The organism is Gilliamella sp. CG22, assembly GCF_046635725.1.
In the GTDB taxonomy this organism is placed as follows: Bacteria; Pseudomonadota; Gammaproteobacteria; order Enterobacterales; family Orbaceae; genus Gilliamella; species Gilliamella apicola_I.
Map to the genome: position 1 here is coordinate 180,220 of NZ_JBIDFK010000005.1, position 18,102 is coordinate 198,321.

At 36.1% G+C, this 18,102-nt stretch carries 20 protein-coding genes and 2 CRISPR repeat arrays; of the genes, 10 read left to right on the forward strand and 10 right to left on the reverse strand.

Annotation, left to right across the window (positions count from 1 at the left end; translation table 11 throughout):
* Position 1: 1 nt before the first annotated feature.
* The 3 genes from ACGH46_RS06620 to rsmE all read right to left on the reverse strand — a co-directional run bounded on the left by ACGH46_RS06620 (position 2) and on the right by rsmE (position 2,304).
* Positions 2 to 454 (reverse strand): GNAT family N-acetyltransferase, encoded by a 453-nt coding sequence (locus ACGH46_RS06620; RefSeq protein WP_267352573.1) that lies wholly within the window; start codon positions 452 to 454, stop codon positions 2 to 4.
* A gap of 2 nt (positions 455 to 456) precedes the next feature.
* Positions 457 to 1,413 (reverse strand): glutathione synthase, encoded by a 957-nt coding sequence (gshB, locus tag ACGH46_RS06625; protein WP_267380657.1) that lies wholly within the window; start codon positions 1,411 to 1,413, stop codon positions 457 to 459.
* A 144-nt stretch (positions 1,414 to 1,557) separates the two neighbouring features.
* Positions 1,558 to 2,304 carry a 16S rRNA (uracil(1498)-N(3))-methyltransferase gene (gene rsmE, locus ACGH46_RS06630; protein ID WP_411604878.1) on the reverse strand — a complete coding sequence of 249 codons (747 nt, stop codon included), beginning with the start codon at positions 2,302 to 2,304 and terminating at the stop codon, positions 1,558 to 1,560.
* A gap of 91 nt (positions 2,305 to 2,395) precedes the next feature.
* Here rsmE and folB point away from each other — a divergent pair, with 91 nt between their 5' ends.
* From folB to ACGH46_RS06650, 4 genes are read left to right on the forward strand one after another with little or no spacing between them, the layout of a single operon-like run.
* Positions 2,396 to 2,767: a dihydroneopterin aldolase gene (gene folB, locus ACGH46_RS06635; RefSeq protein ID WP_411604881.1), complete on the forward strand. Its 372-nt coding sequence runs from the start codon at positions 2,396 to 2,398 to the stop codon at positions 2,765 to 2,767.
* 11 nt (positions 2,768 to 2,778) lie between these two features.
* The gene (locus ACGH46_RS06640; protein WP_411604884.1) at positions 2,779 to 3,777 is read left to right on the forward strand and encodes an MBL fold metallo-hydrolase; all 999 of its coding nucleotides are present in this window, start codon (positions 2,779 to 2,781) and stop codon (positions 3,775 to 3,777) included.
* A 57-nt stretch (positions 3,778 to 3,834) separates the two neighbouring features.
* Positions 3,835 to 4,041, forward strand: a complete 207-nt coding sequence (locus ACGH46_RS06645) for a hypothetical protein (RefSeq protein ID WP_267352578.1) — start codon at positions 3,835 to 3,837, stop codon at positions 4,039 to 4,041.
* Positions 4,042 to 4,043: 2 nt separating this feature from the next.
* A complete protein-coding gene (locus ACGH46_RS06650) occupies positions 4,044 to 4,472 on the forward strand; it encodes an EamA family transporter (RefSeq protein WP_411604887.1) in 429 nt (142 codons plus the stop codon).
* Here the strand turns inward: ACGH46_RS06650 and moeA are convergent.
* The 3 genes from moeA to rsmI form a co-directional block, all read right to left on the reverse strand.
* The gene (gene moeA, locus ACGH46_RS06655; RefSeq protein WP_411604889.1) at positions 4,464 to 5,690 is read right to left on the reverse strand and encodes a molybdopterin molybdotransferase MoeA; all 1,227 of its coding nucleotides are present in this window, start codon (positions 5,688 to 5,690) and stop codon (positions 4,464 to 4,466) included. The genes ACGH46_RS06650 and moeA overlap by 9 nt on opposite strands.
* 199 nt (positions 5,691 to 5,889) lie before the next feature.
* Positions 5,890 to 6,981 (reverse strand): redox-regulated ATPase YchF, encoded by a 1,092-nt coding sequence (gene ychF, locus ACGH46_RS06660; RefSeq protein WP_065559414.1) that lies wholly within the window; start codon positions 6,979 to 6,981, stop codon positions 5,890 to 5,892.
* Between the two features lie 194 nt (positions 6,982 to 7,175).
* On the reverse strand, positions 7,176 to 8,000 hold the full coding sequence (gene rsmI / locus ACGH46_RS06665) for a 16S rRNA (cytidine(1402)-2'-O)-methyltransferase (protein ID WP_411604891.1): 825 nt from the start codon (positions 7,998 to 8,000) through the stop codon (positions 7,176 to 7,178).
* Positions 8,001 to 8,397: 397 nt separating this feature from the next.
* On the opposite strand from rsmI, the gene nlpD reads away from it, so the two are divergent.
* The 6 genes from nlpD to ACGH46_RS06695 all read left to right on the forward strand — a co-directional run bounded on the left by nlpD (position 8,398) and on the right by ACGH46_RS06695 (position 13,848).
* Positions 8,398 to 9,429 (forward strand): murein hydrolase activator NlpD, encoded by a 1,032-nt coding sequence (nlpD, locus tag ACGH46_RS06670; RefSeq protein WP_411590246.1) that lies wholly within the window; start codon positions 8,398 to 8,400, stop codon positions 9,427 to 9,429.
* A 117-nt stretch (positions 9,430 to 9,546) separates the two neighbouring features.
* Positions 9,547 to 10,299, forward strand: coding sequence for a 2,3-diphosphoglycerate-dependent phosphoglycerate mutase (gene gpmA / locus ACGH46_RS06675; RefSeq protein WP_065559417.1), 753 nt, complete (start codon positions 9,547 to 9,549; stop codon positions 10,297 to 10,299).
* A 100-nt stretch (positions 10,300 to 10,399) separates the two neighbouring features.
* Positions 10,400 to 10,978, forward strand: coding sequence for a thymidine kinase (locus ACGH46_RS06680; RefSeq protein WP_065559418.1), 579 nt, complete (start codon positions 10,400 to 10,402; stop codon positions 10,976 to 10,978).
* 178 nt (positions 10,979 to 11,156) lie between these two features.
* Positions 11,157 to 12,365 (forward strand): aldose 1-epimerase family protein, encoded by a 1,209-nt coding sequence (locus tag ACGH46_RS06685; protein ID WP_411604893.1) that lies wholly within the window; start codon positions 11,157 to 11,159, stop codon positions 12,363 to 12,365.
* A gap of 432 nt (positions 12,366 to 12,797) precedes the next feature.
* Entirely contained in the window at positions 12,798 to 13,391 is a 594-nt protein-coding gene (locus tag ACGH46_RS06690; RefSeq protein ID WP_411604896.1) for a UbiX family flavin prenyltransferase, read from the forward strand.
* Between the two features lie 82 nt (positions 13,392 to 13,473).
* Positions 13,474 to 13,848, forward strand: a complete 375-nt coding sequence (locus ACGH46_RS06695; protein ID WP_411604897.1) for a hypothetical protein — start codon at positions 13,474 to 13,476, stop codon at positions 13,846 to 13,848.
* Between the two features lie 274 nt (positions 13,849 to 14,122).
* Positions 14,123 to 14,641: a CRISPR direct-repeat array (repeat unit 29 nt; unit sequence GTGTTCCCTGTATACACAGGGATAAACCG).
* Positions 14,642 to 15,238: 597 nt separating this feature from the next.
* Positions 15,239 to 15,572: direct repeats of the CRISPR family, unit length 29 nt.
* A 357-nt stretch (positions 15,573 to 15,929) separates the two neighbouring features.
* On the opposite strand, the gene ACGH46_RS06700 is transcribed toward ACGH46_RS06695, so the two are convergent.
* The 4 genes from ACGH46_RS06700 to ACGH46_RS06715 all read right to left on the reverse strand — a co-directional run.
* Positions 15,930 to 16,415: a hypothetical protein gene (locus ACGH46_RS06700; protein ID WP_411604899.1), complete on the reverse strand. Its 486-nt coding sequence runs from the start codon at positions 16,413 to 16,415 to the stop codon at positions 15,930 to 15,932.
* The gene (locus ACGH46_RS06705; RefSeq protein WP_411604902.1) at positions 16,415 to 16,690 is read right to left on the reverse strand and encodes an EndoU domain-containing protein; all 276 of its coding nucleotides are present in this window, start codon (positions 16,688 to 16,690) and stop codon (positions 16,415 to 16,417) included. Before ACGH46_RS06705 ends, ACGH46_RS06700 begins: the two co-directional genes overlap by 1 nt.
* A gap of 277 nt (positions 16,691 to 16,967) precedes the next feature.
* Positions 16,968 to 17,459 carry a hypothetical protein gene (locus ACGH46_RS06710; RefSeq protein WP_411604905.1) on the reverse strand — a complete coding sequence of 164 codons (492 nt, stop codon included), beginning with the start codon at positions 17,457 to 17,459 and terminating at the stop codon, positions 16,968 to 16,970.
* Positions 17,459 to 18,102: EndoU domain-containing protein (locus ACGH46_RS06715; protein WP_411604907.1), on the reverse strand; the 644-nt coding region annotated here is incomplete at its 5' end. The genes ACGH46_RS06710 and ACGH46_RS06715, both read right to left, overlap by 1 nt.

The following is an 18,102-nucleotide window of genomic DNA, read 5'->3' on the forward strand; positions in this document are numbered from 1 at the left end:
TTTAAATTGCACACTTGCCGATTTTTACGTTGTGTTCAACTAAGCAACGCATCAATAATTCGGGTTCATTGGTTTCTTCATTGATGGATTCAGAAACAATTTCAAAATTTTGTGAAAGATAAAAATTAATAGCTGTACTATTTTGTTTGTAGACATGAACAAGTAATTCGTTGTAACGCTGTTTCGCTTTATTAACTAGTGCTTTTCCTGTCCCTTGTCGGCGGAATTCTTCGTCAACAAATAAACCAGAAATATAGTTTTCGGTTAAGCCAATAAATCCTTTTACGCCATTAAGATCTTGCACGTAAATGGTTGACATTGGAATGAGCATTTTAACAAATTCATAATTTTGTTTGAAAAATTCAGGATCAATAAAATTATGGGCTTGTATATTTCCTTCAAGCCATAGTTGCATAATTTTATCTAGATCCGTTTTTTTATATTCTCTAATCATGTTTAGCTCTTTTTATTTAATCGTTTTTCAATGGCATCCATTAACATGCCTGTAATAGATATGTCTGGGTTTGCCGCTTCAATTTCACGTACACAAGTCGGGCTGGTGACGTTTATTTCAGTTAATTTATCACCAATAATATCTAAGCCAACAAACAATAGTCCTTTTTCTTTTAAGGTTGGTGCTACGCTTTTAGCTATTTGCCAATCACTGTCACTGAGTGGTCTTACTTCGCCATATCCCCCAGCTGCCAGATTTCCACGAGTTTCCCCTTTTTGAGGGATTCTAGCAAGACAGTAAGGCACCGGTTGACCGTCAACGACCAAAACACGTTTGTCGCCGTCTTTAATTGCAGGAATAAATGCTTGAGCCATGCAATATCGGGTGTTCATTTCGGTTAGGGTTTCGATAATAACGGATATATTGGGATCATCTTGTTTTATTCTAAAAATTGACGATCCGCCCATGCCGTCAAGTGGTTTTAAGATGATATCTTGGTGTTCTTGATGAAATGCTCGTATTAATTGAGTTTGACGAGTCACGAGGGTTTCTGGCGTAAATTGGGCAAACCATGCTGTAAATAGTTTTTCGTTACAGTCACGTAAGCTTTGTGGTTTATTTACCACAAGTACACCATTTGCTTCTGCTCGTTCTAAAATATAAGTTGAATAGATAAATTCAGTATCAAAAGGGGGATCTTTACGCATTAGTATGACATCAAGATCACTTAATGGTAGTGTTTGTTCTTCATCCATATCAAACCAGTGATTGAGATCGTGATGAACGGTTAACTTTCGTGTTGTTGCATAAGGTTGACCATTACGTAAAAACAGATCGTTCATTTCCATGTAAAAAAGTTGATAACCCCGTTTTTGTGCTTCAAGCAACATTGCAAAACTGGTGTCTTTTTTTATTTTGATATGACTGATTGGATCCATAACAATACCAAGCTTAATCATGGTAACTCCTTTTGTATTGTTCAATAAAATATGAATTGTGACAGATAGTGTTTTTATCACTATGCAAAAGCTTTGGCAACTATCATACTCGTAACAGATTAAGATGCAATGTAAACATGATGAATTATGATTTTTTACAGTTAATTATCCTAAATCACCAAATTGAACTTGTAGTGCTGTTAAGGCTGTAAGCGCTGCTGTTTCGGTGCGCAGTATTCGTGGTCCTAGTAAAATATCGGTAAATTGATACTGATGTGTCATGTTGATTTCGTCATCAGATAATCCTCCTTCAGGCCCGATTAGTAAACTGATATCCGTTTGTCCGGTAGGAAGGTGTTTTACTCCATGTGTTGCTTTAGGGTGTAAGTTTAATCGTAAACCGCTGTTTAAGTTGGCACACCAATTTTCTAGTTTCATGACGGGATGAATCACCGGAATGATATTACGACCACATTGTTCACAAGCTGAAATCACAATTTTTTGCCACTGATTCACTTTTTTGTCTAATCGTTCTGCATCGAGTTTTACTCCACAACGTTCAGAAAGTAGGGGCGTAATACTGGTTACCCCTAATTCGACAGATTTTTGTATGGTGAACTCCATTTTTTCACCGCGTGATATGACTTGTCCAAGATGAATTTTTAAAGGGGATTCACGGTTGTCTAATAGGGTGGTCGCCGTTTTGACGGTTACCGATTTTTTATTGATTTCATGTATTGTTGCTGGTGTGATGTGATTAGTACCATCAAAAAGGATAATATTTTCACCTGTTTTCATTCGTAAAACCCGAATAAGGTGATTAAATGCATTATCATCTAATGTCATGATGCTATTTTCAATAATCGAAACAGGTTGATATATACGGGTCATAAGTGCTATGGTTAATTTCATTACAATTTAAAATAAATTATAGCGTAATTTGTTGAGATTCGGTAATCTTCTGTTTAAAGTAGATAAACTTAATCTGTTTTTAGGGTGAAATATGCGCATAAATAATCATGATCGTGTTTTGATTGAAGGTTTAACTATTTTTACAACCATTGGGGTCTATAGTTGGGAAAAAAACATTAAGCAAAAGCTTATCTTGGATTTAGAGATGGCTTGGAATAATCAACCGGCAGGCAAAAATGACGATGTTTCGCTCTGTTTAGACTATTTTTTGGTTAGTCAGTCTGTTACTCTGTTTGTTGAAAGTCAGCAATTTGAACTAATTGAAACCGTTGCTGAACAGGTTGCTGAGCATGTTATGCAAAAATTTTCAGTTGGTCATATTAAAATTAAAGTCTCTAAACCCGATGCTATTGCTAATGCTAGTAATGTCGCTGTGTTAATTGAGCGATACGCAAATGAATAAGGGTCGTTTTGATGAGTTATGAACAGAAAAATATCGTTGATCAATCCCACCATAACGGTAAAAAATTTAAAAATCAGGAGCCGTTTAAGCTTACTTTAAGTGATACTTGTCGTTGGTATTTTAATCGGAATGTTTTGCCCCCACAAGCAGGTTATCTTGGTTTTAATCATCAATGGTGTCAATCGATTGATATGACGTTAGACGATGATAGAATTTGGTGGATAGGGCATTCAACCACGTTGATTCGTCTTAACGGTAAAATGATTTTAACCGATCCTGTTTTTTCTGATCGTGCTTCACCTTTTCAGTTTTTAGGCCCTAAACGCCGTACACCACCCGCACTGAGTATTGAAGAACTTCCTAACATTGATTTTATTGTGATTTCACATAATCATTATGATCATCTTGATTATCATAGCATTCGACAATTAGTGAGTCGTTTTGCAAATGTTGTTATTTTAGTGCCATTAGGTTTAAAAACTAAACTTCATAAGTGGGGGGCTAAGACGGTTATTGAGCTGGATTGGTGGGGATCGGCGGATATCGATAATCTTACTTTTACTGCAACACCTGCCAAACATTGGAGTAAACGTGGTTTATTTGATGTGAATAAGGTATTGTGGTGTGGTTGGGTGATTCAATCAAATGTGGCTAATGCTAATCAAACAAAAACACTCTATTTTATGGGCGATACCGCTTATTCATCAGTTTTAAAGCATATTGGTGAATATTTTACACATATTGATTTGGCACTTATTCCAATTGGTGCTTATGCGCCTCGTTGGTTTATGCAGTCACAACATATCGATCCTGAGCAAGCAGTACAACTTTATGATGAGTTACATTGCCATGCCGCAATGGCAATACATTGGGGAGCGTTTGAGTTAGCCGATGAACCTTTAGATGAACCGCCAACTTTGTTATCTCAATACCGTGAAGCTCGAGCCTTTCATTTGTTAAAAATAGGTGGTAGTCTATCTATTCATCAAACAGATTCTAAAATAGAATAACAGTTATTAATCTATATAGCTTAAGTAATCATTTCTACATTAACATCGGAGAAAACCATGAAAACAGTACTGATTACATTGTCTTGTGTGATACTGAGTTTAAGCTTAATTGCTTGTGGTGGTAAGAATGATCACGGTAAACAATATCGTTGGTCAAAAGCGCACGGTGTGTTAGAAGGTTGTGATGGTGTGATGAGTAATTCACAACAATGCCAAAAAAATTCAAATAACCAGCAATATATGATTCAAATAGACAGGAATTAAAGATGAGTGCTTGGCTTATTTATGCCTTGTTGTCTGCCATTTCTGCGGCTTTCGTGGCAATTTTAGGCAAAATTGGTTTACAACATCTTGATGCAAATACGGCAACCGCAATTCGAGCTATTGTTATGGCGATATTTTTGGTTGGCGTGGTGGCAGTTCAGGGTAAATTAAACTTAATTAATACGTTTTTTAATGATAAAAAAGCATTACTGATTATTGCATTAAGTGGTATTGCCGGTGCGTTGTCATGGCTGTTTTATTTTATGGCAATCAAAGACGGTAAAGTGTCGCAAGTTGCCCCTATTGATAAGCTAAGCGTGGTGTTTGCAGTGGTATTTGCCGCGGTTTTATTTGGTGAAAAAATTTCATTTTTATCAGGCGTAGGGGTTGTGATGATTGCCGTTGGAGCCATTTTAGTGGCACTATTTTAATAAGTCATTAAACAGCGTAACGGTGACATATTCTCCTTTACTGACGTTTCCGCGTTCTTGTTCTAATATTATAAAACAGTTAGCTTTATTGAACGATTGGGTAATATGTGAACCTTGTTGACCCGTTGATTTAACTTCTAACTCGCCTTGGTCATTTGGTTCCACTCTACCACGTTGAAAATCTATGCGCCCAACACTTTTTTTAAGATCGGTTGCTGTTTTAACTTTAAAAGTTAAATCCGCTGATAGCGTTTGTTGTCCTGCAAGCGCTGAAATTAAAGGTTGAACGAGTTGATAAAATGTCACTACTGTTGAAACAGGATTACCGGGTAAACCACAAAATAGGGCTTTGCCAATTTGTCCAAAGGCAAATGGTTTACCGGGTTTCATCGCTATCTTCCAAAAATTAATTTGTCCTAACTCTTCTAAAGCCGTTTTGGTGTAGTCAGCATCGCCTACCGATACCCCACCACTGGTAATGATTAAATCAGCTTGGGTTGAGGCTGTCATTAAAGCTTGTTTAATTTGGTTAGGATCATCAGGAATAATACCTAGGTCGATCATTTGGCAATTCAGTTTTGTTAATAGCTGTTTTAATGTGAAACCATTACTGTCATAAATAGCACCATTGTCGGTTAACGGTTGACCAATTGGCGTTAGTTCGTTGCCGGTTGAAAAGATAGCAACGTTTAATGTTTTATACACGCAAACTTGATGAATGCCAAGCGTTGCTAATGTCGATAAAGTAGGAATTGATAAGCGTTGACCTTTGGCAACTGTGACTGCATCTTTTTTGATATCTTCACCGATTCGGCGAATATTATCCCCAGCTTTAATATCTTTAAGAAAAGTAATGTGTTGACCTTTTACTTGTGTATGTTCTTGCATAACAACCGCATCAGCATCATTAGGAACAGGCGCACCTGTCATAATTCGTAAACAACTGCCAATTGCCCAGTTAAGATCACCGATATCATCACCTGCATAAACAGTCTTAGAAACCGGTAAGGTTCTTGATTTTTCAATATCAGCTAATCTGACAGCATAACCATCCATTGCCGAATTATCAAAACGAGGGACGTTAATGGGGGATATAATGGGTACAGCGGTAATTCGGTCGAGTGCATCATTTAATGATACTGTTTCGTGTTCAAGTGATTTTACGGTGGTGCAAGCTTGCAATATTTTTTGTTTTGCTTGGTCGAAAGTCAGTAACATAGTTTTTCCTTACCTAGTTGATGCATCCATTTTATCGATAGTGTTAATGTTTATTAACATGGTTATTTGCGTTTCAATGGATCGACTCGATGTGTTTTGATTATTGTTTAATGATTTAGGCTTTGGTTATCGTGTTTTTTATCGTTAAACGTTAACGCCACCTTGTGGTGACGTTAATGTATTTCATCATACGTTAATATTAGACATTAAATAAAAAGTTCATAATGTCGCCGTCTTGGACGATGTAGTCTTTACCTTCAGAACGCATTTTACCTGCTTCTTTTGCCCCTTGTTCACCTCCGTATTTGATAAAGTCATCAAATGCGATAGTTTGCGCTCGGATAAAGCCTTTTTCAAAATCAGTGTGGATTTTTCCAGCCGCTTGCGGTGCGGTATCACCAACGGATATTGTCCATGCCCGTACTTCTTTCACACCTGCGGTAAAATAGGTTTGTAAATTAAGTAATTTATAACCTGCACGTATGACACGATTTAACCCCGGTTCAGTTAATCCTAAGTCTTGCATAAATTCATCTCGGTCGGCATCATCAAGTTCTGAAAGTTCCGCTTCAATGGCAGCACAGACAGGCACAACGACCGCTTTTTCTGCTTCTGCAATGGCTTTCACTTTATCTAAATAAGGGTTATTTTCAAAACCGTCTTCGTTAACATTAGCAATATACATGGTTGGTTTTAAGGTTAAGAAGCTAAGATACTTTATTGCGTTTAGCTCTTCTTTGCTTAAATCCAATAGTAATAATTTTTTACCTTGTTCTAAGTGGGGTAGACATTTTTCTAGAATTTCAAGTTCAAACTTGGCATCCTTGTCACCGCCTTTTGCTCGTTTTTGTAGTCGAGTCATAGCACGTTCACAAGCTTCAAGGTCTGCTAACGCTAGCTCGGTGTTAATAATTTCAATATCTTCGGCAGGGTCAATTTTACCTGCTACGTGAATGATGTTTTCATTTTCAAAGCATCGTACGACATGACCAATTGCTTCGGTTTCACGGATATTGGCTAAAAACTGGTTTCCAAGCCCTTCACCTTTTGATGCACCTTTCACTAATCCAGCAATATCCACAAATTCCATTGTGGTTGGTAAAGTGCGTTGTGGTTTGACAATTTCAGCAAGCTGATCGAGACGAGGATCGGGCATTGGCACTACACCAGTGTTTGGCTCGATTGTACAAAACGGAAAGTTAGCCGCCTCAATGCCTGCTTTAGTTAGTGCGTTAAAAAGTGTTGACTTACCAACATTTGGTAGTCCGACGATCCCACATTTGAATCCCATACTGTTTGTTACCTTTTATCATTAAATTACTTAAAAATAGTGGCTAATTATATACTAATTCGCACTATTTGTGCCAATGTTCTTATCGATGTTTTACTGTCTAATTTTATTCGAGGTTAACGCTTTCTTACTATTTAGCTAGTAAGTTTGTTTTAGCTCAATAGCTATTAATTGTTAGTTGATTGATGCTTTCATTATTCCAAACTCAATCCAATTTGATAAAGTTGGTTCTTTTTAAGTCCGTATATTTCGGCGGTGATTGCAGCCGCTTTTTTTAATGGAAGCTCTTTGGTTAATAACTTTAATGTGTGAATGACATTGGGATCGATATCCGTGTCAGTTTTAGTATGACCTTCAACAATTAAAACAAACTCCCCTTTTTGACGGGCAATATCTTCATTTAGCCAATTAATTAATTGAGTCACCGGATAGCTGACAATCGTTTCCCATGTTTTTGTTAGCTCTTTGGCTAATACGATTTGTTTGTCTGCGCCAAATACAGTTTGCATATCATGCAAGGTATCAAGTAAACGATGTGTTGATTCATAAAATATCATCGTTCGTGTTTCATTCACCAGTGTCATTAAATAGTCCTGACGAGCTTTACTTTTAGCGGGTAAAAAACCTTCATAGCTGAATTTATCAGACGGTAGTCCTGCAACCGATAAGGCTGCAATCGCTGCGCAAGCACCAGGAATAGGAACAACGTTAATCTCATTTTCACGGCAAGCTTTCACTAAATGATAGCCTGGATCATTTATTAAGGGAGTTCCTGCATCAGATATTAATGCTATCGATACGCCAGACTTGAGCTTTTCAATTAATAGCTGAGATTTTTCTTGCTCGTTGTGATCGTGCAGTGCAAAAAGTTTGGCTTTGATTCCCAAATGTTGCAACAGTAATCCACTGTGGCGAGTGTCTTCGGCAGCAACTAAATCAACCTTTTTAAGGATCTCAATTGCGCGAAGCGTGATATCGTTTAAGTTTCCAATTGGGGTGGCTACAATATATAAAGTCATTAGATTTGGTCACATTTTAATTTTGAAAAAAATACCACAAATATACTATACGAAAACCTATTTTATTGTATATACTCATTGCGTTCAAAACAATTTCAGTTTTTATCATTTTATACCCATTGTAAAATTGCATTTTGAATATTTAATCTTAGTTGATAAGCAAGTTTGCTTGTTGATTCACTAATGGTATAGTGGTGTTAAATTTCTTGTCAGAAAGGGCATTCATTTTTATACAGCTTATTGGATTTATGGCGTGAGTTTGTCTTTAATTAAGTACTCATCATCATTCTTCGACCATGATCAAATTAGCATGAATATTTTAAAGATAATAGCTTTTTACGGTAAAAACGTTAAAATGTATAATCATGGGCAATTTCTACCAAAATAAGATTAACGAATGAAAGGTATTAAAGTGAAAAAAATTCTCACATTAAGTAGTTTAAGTTTGCTGATTGCTGCGTGTACTCAAACAAACCCTGCTACAATTGTAGATATTTCAGATTCTTCCGGGAGTTCAAATCCGTCTGTTTATAGCAGACCACCGACAAATATTTCGACGGGTAACCGAATATCGAACTCTACTTATCCTAAATCGTCATCAAGCTCTAGTTCAACTGTGCAATCTTCCAGCTCGTCTGGTCAAAGCGTTGCAACAACGAATGAACGTATTGTGTATAATCGTAATTATGATGATATTCCTAAAGGTGGCTATAAGGGGGATACTTATACTGTCAAACGTGGAGATACCTTATTTTATATTGCTTGGGTAACGGGTAATGATTATCGATCATTAGCCGCAAAAAATAATATTAAAGAACCTTTCGCCGTTAATGTAGGTCAAGTTTTGGATGTCAGTTTTGGAACAACGGTTGTTGAAACTAAAAATAACGTTACCCAAAAAGTTGTGACGATCAAAGATAATTCAAATGGTACTTCATCAAGCCGTTCATCTGATCAAGGCAGCACCATTCAATCTGTTCAAAGTAATACTATTACATCTGTTCCAAGTAGTTCTAATTCATCGGATCAAAGTCGTTCCAATTTAGGAGGCGCAACAGCCACGGTTGCTAATATTTCATGGCAATGGCCAGCTAATGGTAAGATTATTGAAAAGTTTTCTAACGCAAGTAAAGGGATTGATATTTCAGGATCGTTAGGTGATAAAGTTGTCGCTGCGGCTGATGGTCGAGTGGTTTATTCTGGTAATGCGTTACCGGGATACGGTAATTTAATTATTGTTAAACATAATGATGATTATTTGACAGCTTATGCGCATAATCAGTCAATCTTAGTTAAGGAACAACAAACAGTTCGAGCCGGTGAGCAAATTGCAACAATGGGCGCAACAGGAACTTCATCAGTTAGACTACATTTTGAGATTCGTTATAAAGCGCAATCCGTTGATCCTGCAAAATATTTACCAAAATAATGTGTATAGTTTAAAAACGTTTATTGAAATACAATCGGCATACATGATTAAAATCATGTATTCCTGTTGATAACAAGATACATCAAATTTATTTTACGTAACAAAGGAGTTATATTCATGGCAGTAAAAAAATTAGTTCTTATTCGACATGGAGAAAGTGTTTGGAATCAAGAAAACCGTTTTTGTGGTTGGACTGATGTTGATTTATCTGATAAAGGTAATAAAGAAGCAGCAGAAGCAGGTCAATTACTTAAAAAAGAAGGTTTCGAATTTGATTATGCGTATACCTCAGTGTTAAAACGTGCTATTCATACATTATGGCATGTTTTAGATGAAGTGGATCAAGCATGGTTGCCTGTTGAAAAAAGTTGGAAATTAAATGAGCGTCACTATGGTGCACTTCAAGGTTTAAATAAAGCGGAAACTGCTGCAAAATATGGTGATGAGCAAGTAAAATTGTGGCGTCGTGGTTTTGCTATTACCCCACCTGCATTAGAAAAATCAGATGAGCGTTTTCCGGGACATGATTCACGTTACAGCAAATTGCCTGAATCAGAATTACCATTAACAGAAAGCTTAGCATTAACAATCAAACGTGTTCTGCCTTACTGGGAATCAACGATTGCACCACGTGTAGCAAGAGGCGAGCGTGTTATTATTGCTGCTCATGGTAACTCTTTACGTGCTTTAGTTAAACATTTAGATAATATCAGTGATGATGATATTATTGATCTTAACATTCCAACGGGTGTGCCTTTAGTATATGAATTTGATGATAATATGAAAGTGATCAAACATTACTATTTAGGTAATGCTGATGAAATTGCCGCCAAACAAGCAGCTGTTGCAAATCAAGGCAAAGCAAAATAGTTTTTATTTCATTATAATGATAAAAGGTAGGTTTGATAACTTACCTTTTTTATTTTCTAAATTATTCTGTTTCTTTATTAATTTATTTTGAGGCCTTATTTTGTCGAAAATTTATTATATTTATGCCGTCATGAATGCGGGTAAATCAACTGAATTATTACAAATCGACCATAATTATTTAAGTAATAATATGCAAACATTGCTACTTAAATCGTCTGTCGATACGCGTGATTCTGCTGTAGAAATTGTATCACGTTTAGGATTACGCAAAAAAGCGCTACAGCTTGATGATAATAGTGTTGATGAGATAATTGAATTAATTAAACAAAATGATTATGCCTGTATACTGATCGACGAAAGTCAGTTTTTATCCCGAAATACAATCTGGAAATTATCTGATGTTTGTGATGAGTATGGAGTACCAATGATGTTTTTTGGATTAAAAACAGATTATATGGGACATCTTTTTGAAGGCTCAAAAACATTACTTGAAATCGCAGATAATTTTAGAGAGCTTAAAACCGTTTGTTGGTGTGGAAAAAAAGCAACAATGAATTTGCTAGAAGGTAAAGATGGTAAGATTGTTAAGTTTGGTAACTCTATACATTTAGGTGATAGCGAGTTTCATTCTGTTTGCCGTAAACATTGGAAAGCAGGACAGGTTAGACCCAATCGTTAATTGTGGTTAAATAAAATCATTTCATTATAACTCATAAGATTATTGATATTTTTTCTGTTTAAAAAGTGTGAATAATCTCTCATTTTTGATATTTTCTTTTTGTTGATTTATCTCGTTTTATGCCATATTGACTGAAGCGATTCAGTTTAGTTGTTTTAATAAATTATGAGGAATTAACATGAAAGTTAAAATCATTTCACTTACAGTATTAGCATGTTTTACAACCATGACGGCTAATGCTAAAGAATTTGTGCTAATTGATACCGAGAAAGATGTAGCAAAAGGAAATTGGTCTATCTCCAATAAAGATTTAGGGATAAACGCCGAAAAATTTTTTATTGCAAATACTGTCCTTAAAGGTGGAAAACAACAAGGAAGCGAGTTATTAACAATCAACAGTAATGATTTTACCATAAAATTAAGTCCGACTCGTGGACTGGGAATTATTTCAGTTGTTGGTGACGGTATTAGAATGGGGTGGGATTCACCAGTTGACGAAATTGTTCACCCGAAATTTATAAATCTTGAAAGCCGTGCAGGGCTGGGTTGGTTGGATGGTTTTAACGAAATGATGGTGCGTTGTGGTTTTGAATGGACAGGTCATGCAGTGCAAGCAGACGGAATGATGTATACATTGCATGGGCGAGCTCAAAACACTCCGGTTTCAAAATTAGTCGTCGAAGTTTTAGATAAAGCACCTTACACAATCACGGTTAAAGGTTTAATAAAAGAAAACACATTCAAAAAGAGCAATCTTGAAACGTGGGCATCAATAAGTTACGTACCAGGTAGTAAAGAGTTTACGGTACATGATGTTGTGACCAATAAAGGTGATTACACGAAAGATTTCCAAATCATTTATCATAGCAATTACGGTACGCCAATTTTGGAAGAGGGTGCTCAATTTGTTGCACCAGTCCGAGAAATCTCGCCATTTAACGATTATGCTAAAGATGGGTTAAAAACATGGCAAACTTATCTAGGGCCAACCAAAGGTTTTGACGAAATGGTATTTAACGTTTATCCGTATGCCGATGCTAATGGTAAAACGCAAGTTATGTTAACGAATAAAGCAGGGGATAAAGGCACGGGTATTGCTTTTAATACCAAAGAACTTCCTGTTCTTTCTTTGTGGAAAAATACCGATACACTTAAGCAAGGTTATGTTACTGGTTTAGAACCGGGAACCAGTTTTGCCTATCCTGTGACTATTGAACGTGAACAAAAACGGGTACGCCAGTTAGAGCCGGGACAAAGTACCGAATTTACGTTAACTTATAGTCTGTTATCCGGTAAAGATGCTGTCGCCAAATATGCTCAACAAATCCAAGCAATTCAAGGTAATCAAGAAACCAAAGTGGTTGAACAGCCAATGGCTAAGGAATAACTGAAAGTATACTACGCCTAAGCCTATTAAATTAGGCGTAGTTAGCGCATTTTATCTTAATTCATCACATTTCATCTGTAATGTTGTATTTATGTCGCTAATATCTAAATCCTAAACTTGATGCAATATCGTTTTATTAAAACGATTAATTTTATTAAATAAATTTATTCTTTTTTGTTCTCAATTTTTATATAAGCTTTCCCTTGCTTGAAAGCTAAATTCGATATAGGTATGATGTGTTGTGATGAATTGATCATAATCGATCTTTTTCACTTGATAGCTTTTTTGTTCAATTCGCTATCAATGAAAAGTGATAAGATTTACTCATGCATAACGTCTTAATTTATCGAATGAAAAAATTGGAATCATCTTATTTTGAACATATCAATGTCAACCGATGTTGTTTGTATTCAAAATACTATAGGAATTAACATGACAGCAAAGCGTATCATTATAGGAATCAGTGGCGCAACGGGGTTTGCTTATGGCATAAAAGCGTTAACGCTTTTAAAACCATTGGATATTGAAACTCATTTGGTAATCTCTAAAGCTGCTCACATGACCTGTTCTTACGAAGTTCCCAATATGAGCATCAAACAGATAGAGGCGCTTGCCGACAAGGTTTATTCTATTAATAATATCGGGGCAGCTATAGCAAGTGGTTCTTATAAAACAATGGGCATGTTAGTTGCACCGTGCTCAATGCGTAGTTTGTCTGCAATTGCTAACAGTTTATCGGATAATTTGCTAACTCGGGCTGCCGATGTAGTTTTAAAAGAACGTCGCCGTTTAGTCTTAATGGTACGTGAAGCACCTTTACATTTAGGACATATTAAAAATATGGAGGCTGTCACTTCAATGGGTGGGGTGATATTTCCACCTGTGCCGGCACTGTATCAACGTATTGATAGTATTGATGATATGATAACTCATAGTGTAGCCAGAGCGTTAGACCTGTTTGATATCGATATTTCTGCATTACCTCGTTGGGGTGAAGATATGCATTTAAACAATACACCATCTTAATCGAGTTTAACTTTCATTAAATATGCAGCCCAATAAAAAAATCCTTGAATTTATTAACAAACACCATGTGTTATCACTTAGTATGATTCTGCCTGATCATCAACTTTGGGCGTGTAATGCTTTTTATGTTTTTAATGAAGATTCCATGTGTCTTTATATCCTTTCTGACGTGAAAACAATTCATGGTAATGCGATGTTAACCCATTCACACGTGGCGGGTACAATAAGCATAGCACCAAAGACCGTTGCAAAAATCCAAGGTATTCAATTTCAAGCCATCGCATCGCAATTAGAGGGGCACGATGCCACCCAAGCTTACTCACACTATTATCGAAAATTCCCTTTTGCCAGAATGATTAAAGCGCCAATTTGGTCACTTAAATTACAACGAATTAAAATGACCAATAATTTAATGGGATTTGCACATAAAACCCATTGGGATAGGACAGAGGAATAAATAATGAGTGAGTTTTTTAGTAAAATCTGCTTAGTCCAATAGAGCTAATTAACATAACGATCTGTTATGCAATGATCCAAAATAGCGTCGGTACATAAGCGCATGGCAAGTATAAATATTGCACAAATTTCTTTACTAATATTGCTTAATAAATTGATAATATTATAAATTTTGTCAAACTCCATCAGAATTTCAATCGCTTAAAAAAGCAGCAAAAAAGTTGGTAGAATTTTACACCCTCCTATTTTAATTAATAAACAATAGGTTATAATTAGTGTTCCCTGTATACACAGGGATAAACCGCATTTTTATCATGCATTATGTATCTCATTGCTGTGTTCCCTGTATACACAGGGATAAACCGGGGTTACCGATTGTTATACGTTGTTTCGTGACGTGTTCCCTGTATACACAGGGATAAACCGCCCGTATGTTGTTCACCGCATGCCCGAAAAAGGTGTTCCCTGTATACACAGGGATAAACCAGATGGCGTTCTGGAAACTAGCAAAAGAAATGCGTGTTCCCTGTATACACAGGGATAAACCGATCATTGTCTGCACTCAGACCGTCCAGCCATCCGTGTTCCCTGTATACACAGGGATAAACCGGTAAACAAATTGGCATCAATAAAACAAAAAATGTGTTCCCTGTATACACAGGGATAAACCGACGAACTCAGAGACAGTTTTGAGACAGTGGTCGTGTTCCCTGTATATACAGGGATAAACCGCATTGAAATGCTTCTAACCGCAACCCATAAATGTGTTCCCTGTATACACAGGGATAAACCGTGGCTAAAAGAAAATCTAAGCGAGGCTCAGGCGGTGTTCCCTATATACACGTAGGGATAAACCGAATAGAATTAAACGCCGAAATTCTTAGATGTGCGTGTTTCCTATGCACATAGGGATAAATCGTTCCCCCTCAAATAGGGCTATCTTTAAAATTATCGTGTTCCTTAAATGAATAGGGATAGCCATCATTTTCAAAGATCTAAAAATTAACGCTTTGTTCAAACTCCTAATTATTTCTTCTGTTATAAAACTTCTAACTATTGTTATAACGTCAGTCTGCGAATTAATGGTTATAACATTCGGCATAAAGCCGAATTAAATAAGAAGCTAAAGGTAAGATCAATATAAAGTCGTTCGTTAAAATCATCTAGCGAAAAAGTAACATGTTATCTTGTTAACAAGAATTGCTCGGTGCGCAGTAAAAATTGCAAAAGAGTTTCCGCTAAAAAAACTGCATGATTGTAAGTAACTATATGATAATTATAAAATTACATCCATAATGTGTATTAAACTAAATCGCCTAAAAAAACAACAAAAAATCGGTAGAATTTTACACCTCCCTATTTTAATTAATAAACAATAGGTTATAATTAGAGTGTTCCCTATACACATAGGGATAAACCTAGTGAGTACAAATTTTAGGCATATCTAAACCGGTGTTCCCTATACACATAGGGATAAACCGTTGTGAAACACCAGTACGCACCACTTGTCCAAGTGTTCCCTATACACATAGGGATAAACCGGTGAACTGCGCAAAAAACGTTAACACCACAATGTGTTCCCTATACACATAGGGATAAACCGCTTGCAGGTATTGAGGCGATGGCTGTCTTTAAGTGTTCCCTATACACATAGGGATAAACCGATTGTTGAAAATGCGGAAACAATTGTATTAAAGTGTTCCCTATACACATAGGGATAAACCTCGATACAGCTAATACCAGTAGGTGATCTAAACTATGTTCCCTATATACTGTTCGCATGCGAACAAAATGGATTACAGGAAGCGTTTGCAGGGATTTCGTAAAATAAAGCTACTTGATCGGGCGTAGACATCAACAAAATAATGCCACTTGTACCAATCATGAACCCATTTGCATAAGTTTTTATTTCACCATTTAAAATATGTTCAGTATTGATTGTTACTTGAGTACCTTTACCAACTTGTTGCTGAATTAATTCAACAGGTATAGTTGAAGATTATCATAGCAAGTTAATAATTAAACATGCATGTAGATTTAGGAACATTAAAAAGACTTCCCACGGATTAGGTGGGATGTTTTTTAACAAGCGTAAGGAACCAAATGAGAATTTGGCAATCCATTATAGATATCGATCGCTTCTTGCCCTTCAGCTACAAGCTCAACATCTATTGGTTCAGGTGGAATATATGGGTCTTTATAAATACATTCTAGGCAAGCCTTGTATTTTTCTAAAACATATAAAAGCTGCTTCTTATTAATAAGAACTTGTTGTTGTTCAACGTATTCGGTACCTATAAAAACATAATCACCAGTAATTAAAACCCAATGAGCATTACCAACACCAAACATACCATCGGGTGCTCGGCTATGCTCTAAATCGGTAAGATTATTTATCCAAATATTGACAGAGTTGATCCCTGTAGGAAGATCTGTCGCCAACCAAGCAGCTATCTCACAGATTCCATAACCTTGTCTTGGCGTATTTCTAATATTTTCATCTTCAGATGTTCCAGAAAGAATATACTTTCCTTCATACCATATAAAATACAATTTCTTTTTTAACATTACTTTTTAACTCCTTCATAAATAGACCAAGCCGTTGCTCCTGTTCCATCTGGTTTTTTATAATAACCTTCCATTTTCAATCCACCAGAGGATGTCCCTTGCCACATTTCTTTTTTTCGTGGATCAGTATGAGGACTTGAATTTTCAAAAGCTCTTTTAATTTCCATTTCAGTTTGTCGTTTAGACCAATGCTCAGGAAAAAAGGTTGTTTCAGCTTGTTTTTTATACCATTTCCCAGTTAAAGGATCTCTGACCGATATGTATCCTGTTTTCACACCATTAGCATCTGCTGCACCTGTCCACTTATCAACTTTAATATTCGGATCTTTTAAATAATGCCACCTGTACCAATCATGAACCCATTTGCATAAGTTTTTATTTCACCATTTAAAATATGTTCAGTATTGATTGTTACTTGAGTACCTTTACCAACTTGTTGCTGAATTAATTCAACAGGTATAGTTGAAGATTATCATAGCAAGTTAATAATTAAACATGCATGTAGATTTAGGAACATTAAAAAGACTTCCCACGGATTAGGTGGGATGTTTTTTAACAAGCGTAAGGAACAAGATGAGAATTTGGCAATCCATTGTAGATATCGATCGCTTCTTGCCCTTCTGCAATAAACTCAACATCAATAGGATCGGGTGGATTATTGGGATCGTTATAATCTCCTTCTAAGAAAGCTTTATATTGCTCTAACACATATAAAAGTTGTTCTTTGGTCATAATGACTTGTTGTTCTTCGACGTATTCAGTACCTATAAAAACATAATTTCCAGTAATCAAAACCCAAAACGCATTGCCAACACCGAACATACCGTCAGGCGCAGGGCTATTTTCCAAATCAATCAAGTTACTAATCCAGATATTAACAGAGTTAATAGAACATTGAAGATCTGATGATAACCAAGATGCTAATGCGATAATACCATAGCCTTGTTTTGGTCTATATCTTATATTCTCATCAGAAAAACAACCTGATGGACGGAACATACCAAATGTTTTGCTCCAACTAAATATTATTTTTTTATTTAACATTATTTCTTAACTCCTTGATAAAATGGCCATGCTGTAGCACCTGTGCCATTCGGTTTTTTATAAAAGCCTTCCATTTCTATACCACTTAAAGATGTCCCTTGCCACATTTCTTTATTATCAGGATTGGGTTTTGAATTTTCAAAAGCACTTTTAATTTCCATTTCAGTTTGTCGTTTAGACCAATGCTCAGGAAAAAAGGTTGTTTCAGCTTGTTTTTTATACCATTTCCCGGTTTCAGGATCTCTGACTGATATATATCCTTTTGTGACACCATTAGCATCTGCTGCACCTGTCCACTTATCTACTTTAATATTCGGATCTTTTAAATAATGCCCACCAGTACCAACCTTAGTACCATTTGCATAAGTTTTTATCTCATCATTTAAAATATGTTCAGTATTGATTGTTACTTGAGTACCTTTACCTGCTTGTTGTTGAATTAATTCAGCAGGTGTAGAAGAAGGTTTAAAGTTATTAAGATAATCTCCAGCTTCACTTCCTGTATGCGTCGTCCTCGTTTCAGCAACATTATTCCAATTAACCTCATCTAATTCAACCTCTACCGTTTCAATTTTATGATGTACTTTCGCTCTGACTTCAGTGCCAGTTATTTTGATGCGGGCGTATTTTAATAAGCGTAGTG

Bases quoted from the DNA above. Each gene is read 5' to 3' on its own strand.
- ACGH46_RS06620 (WP_267352573.1), bottom strand. From the start codon at position 454: ATGATTAGAGAATATAAAAAAACGGATCTAGATAAAATTATGCAACTA.
- gshB (WP_267380657.1), bottom strand. From the start codon at position 1,413: ATGATTAAGCTTGGTATTGTTATGGATCCAATCAGTCATATCAAAATA.
- rsmE (WP_411604878.1), bottom strand. From the start codon at position 2,304: ATGAAATTAACCATAGCACTTATGACCCGTATATATCAACCTGTTTCG.
- folB (WP_411604881.1), top strand. From the start codon at position 2,396: ATGCGCATAAATAATCATGATCGTGTTTTGATTGAAGGTTTAACTATT.
- ACGH46_RS06640 (WP_411604884.1), top strand. From the start codon at position 2,779: ATGAGTTATGAACAGAAAAATATCGTTGATCAATCCCACCATAACGGT.
- ACGH46_RS06645 (WP_267352578.1), top strand. From the start codon at position 3,835: ATGAAAACAGTACTGATTACATTGTCTTGTGTGATACTGAGTTTAAGC.
- ACGH46_RS06650 (WP_411604887.1), top strand. From the start codon at position 4,044: ATGAGTGCTTGGCTTATTTATGCCTTGTTGTCTGCCATTTCTGCGGCT.
- moeA (WP_411604889.1), bottom strand. From the start codon at position 5,690: ATGTTACTGACTTTCGACCAAGCAAAACAAAAAATATTGCAAGCTTGC.
- ychF (WP_065559414.1), bottom strand. From the start codon at position 6,981: ATGGGATTCAAATGTGGGATCGTCGGACTACCAAATGTTGGTAAGTCA.
- rsmI (WP_411604891.1), bottom strand. From the start codon at position 8,000: ATGACTTTATATATTGTAGCCACCCCAATTGGAAACTTAAACGATATC.
- nlpD (WP_411590246.1), top strand. From the start codon at position 8,398: ATGAAAGGTATTAAAGTGAAAAAAATTCTCACATTAAGTAGTTTAAGT.
- gpmA (WP_065559417.1), top strand. From the start codon at position 9,547: ATGGCAGTAAAAAAATTAGTTCTTATTCGACATGGAGAAAGTGTTTGG.
- ACGH46_RS06685 (WP_411604893.1), top strand. From the start codon at position 11,157: ATGAAAGTTAAAATCATTTCACTTACAGTATTAGCATGTTTTACAACC.
- ACGH46_RS06690 (WP_411604896.1), top strand. From the start codon at position 12,798: ATGACAGCAAAGCGTATCATTATAGGAATCAGTGGCGCAACGGGGTTT.
- ACGH46_RS06695 (WP_411604897.1), top strand. From the start codon at position 13,474: ATGATTCTGCCTGATCATCAACTTTGGGCGTGTAATGCTTTTTATGTT.
- ACGH46_RS06700 (WP_411604899.1), bottom strand. From the start codon at position 16,415: ATGTTAAAAAAGAAATTGTATTTTATATGGTATGAAGGAAAGTATATT.
- ACGH46_RS06710 (WP_411604905.1), bottom strand. From the start codon at position 17,459: ATGTTAAATAAAAAAATAATATTTAGTTGGAGCAAAACATTTGGTATG.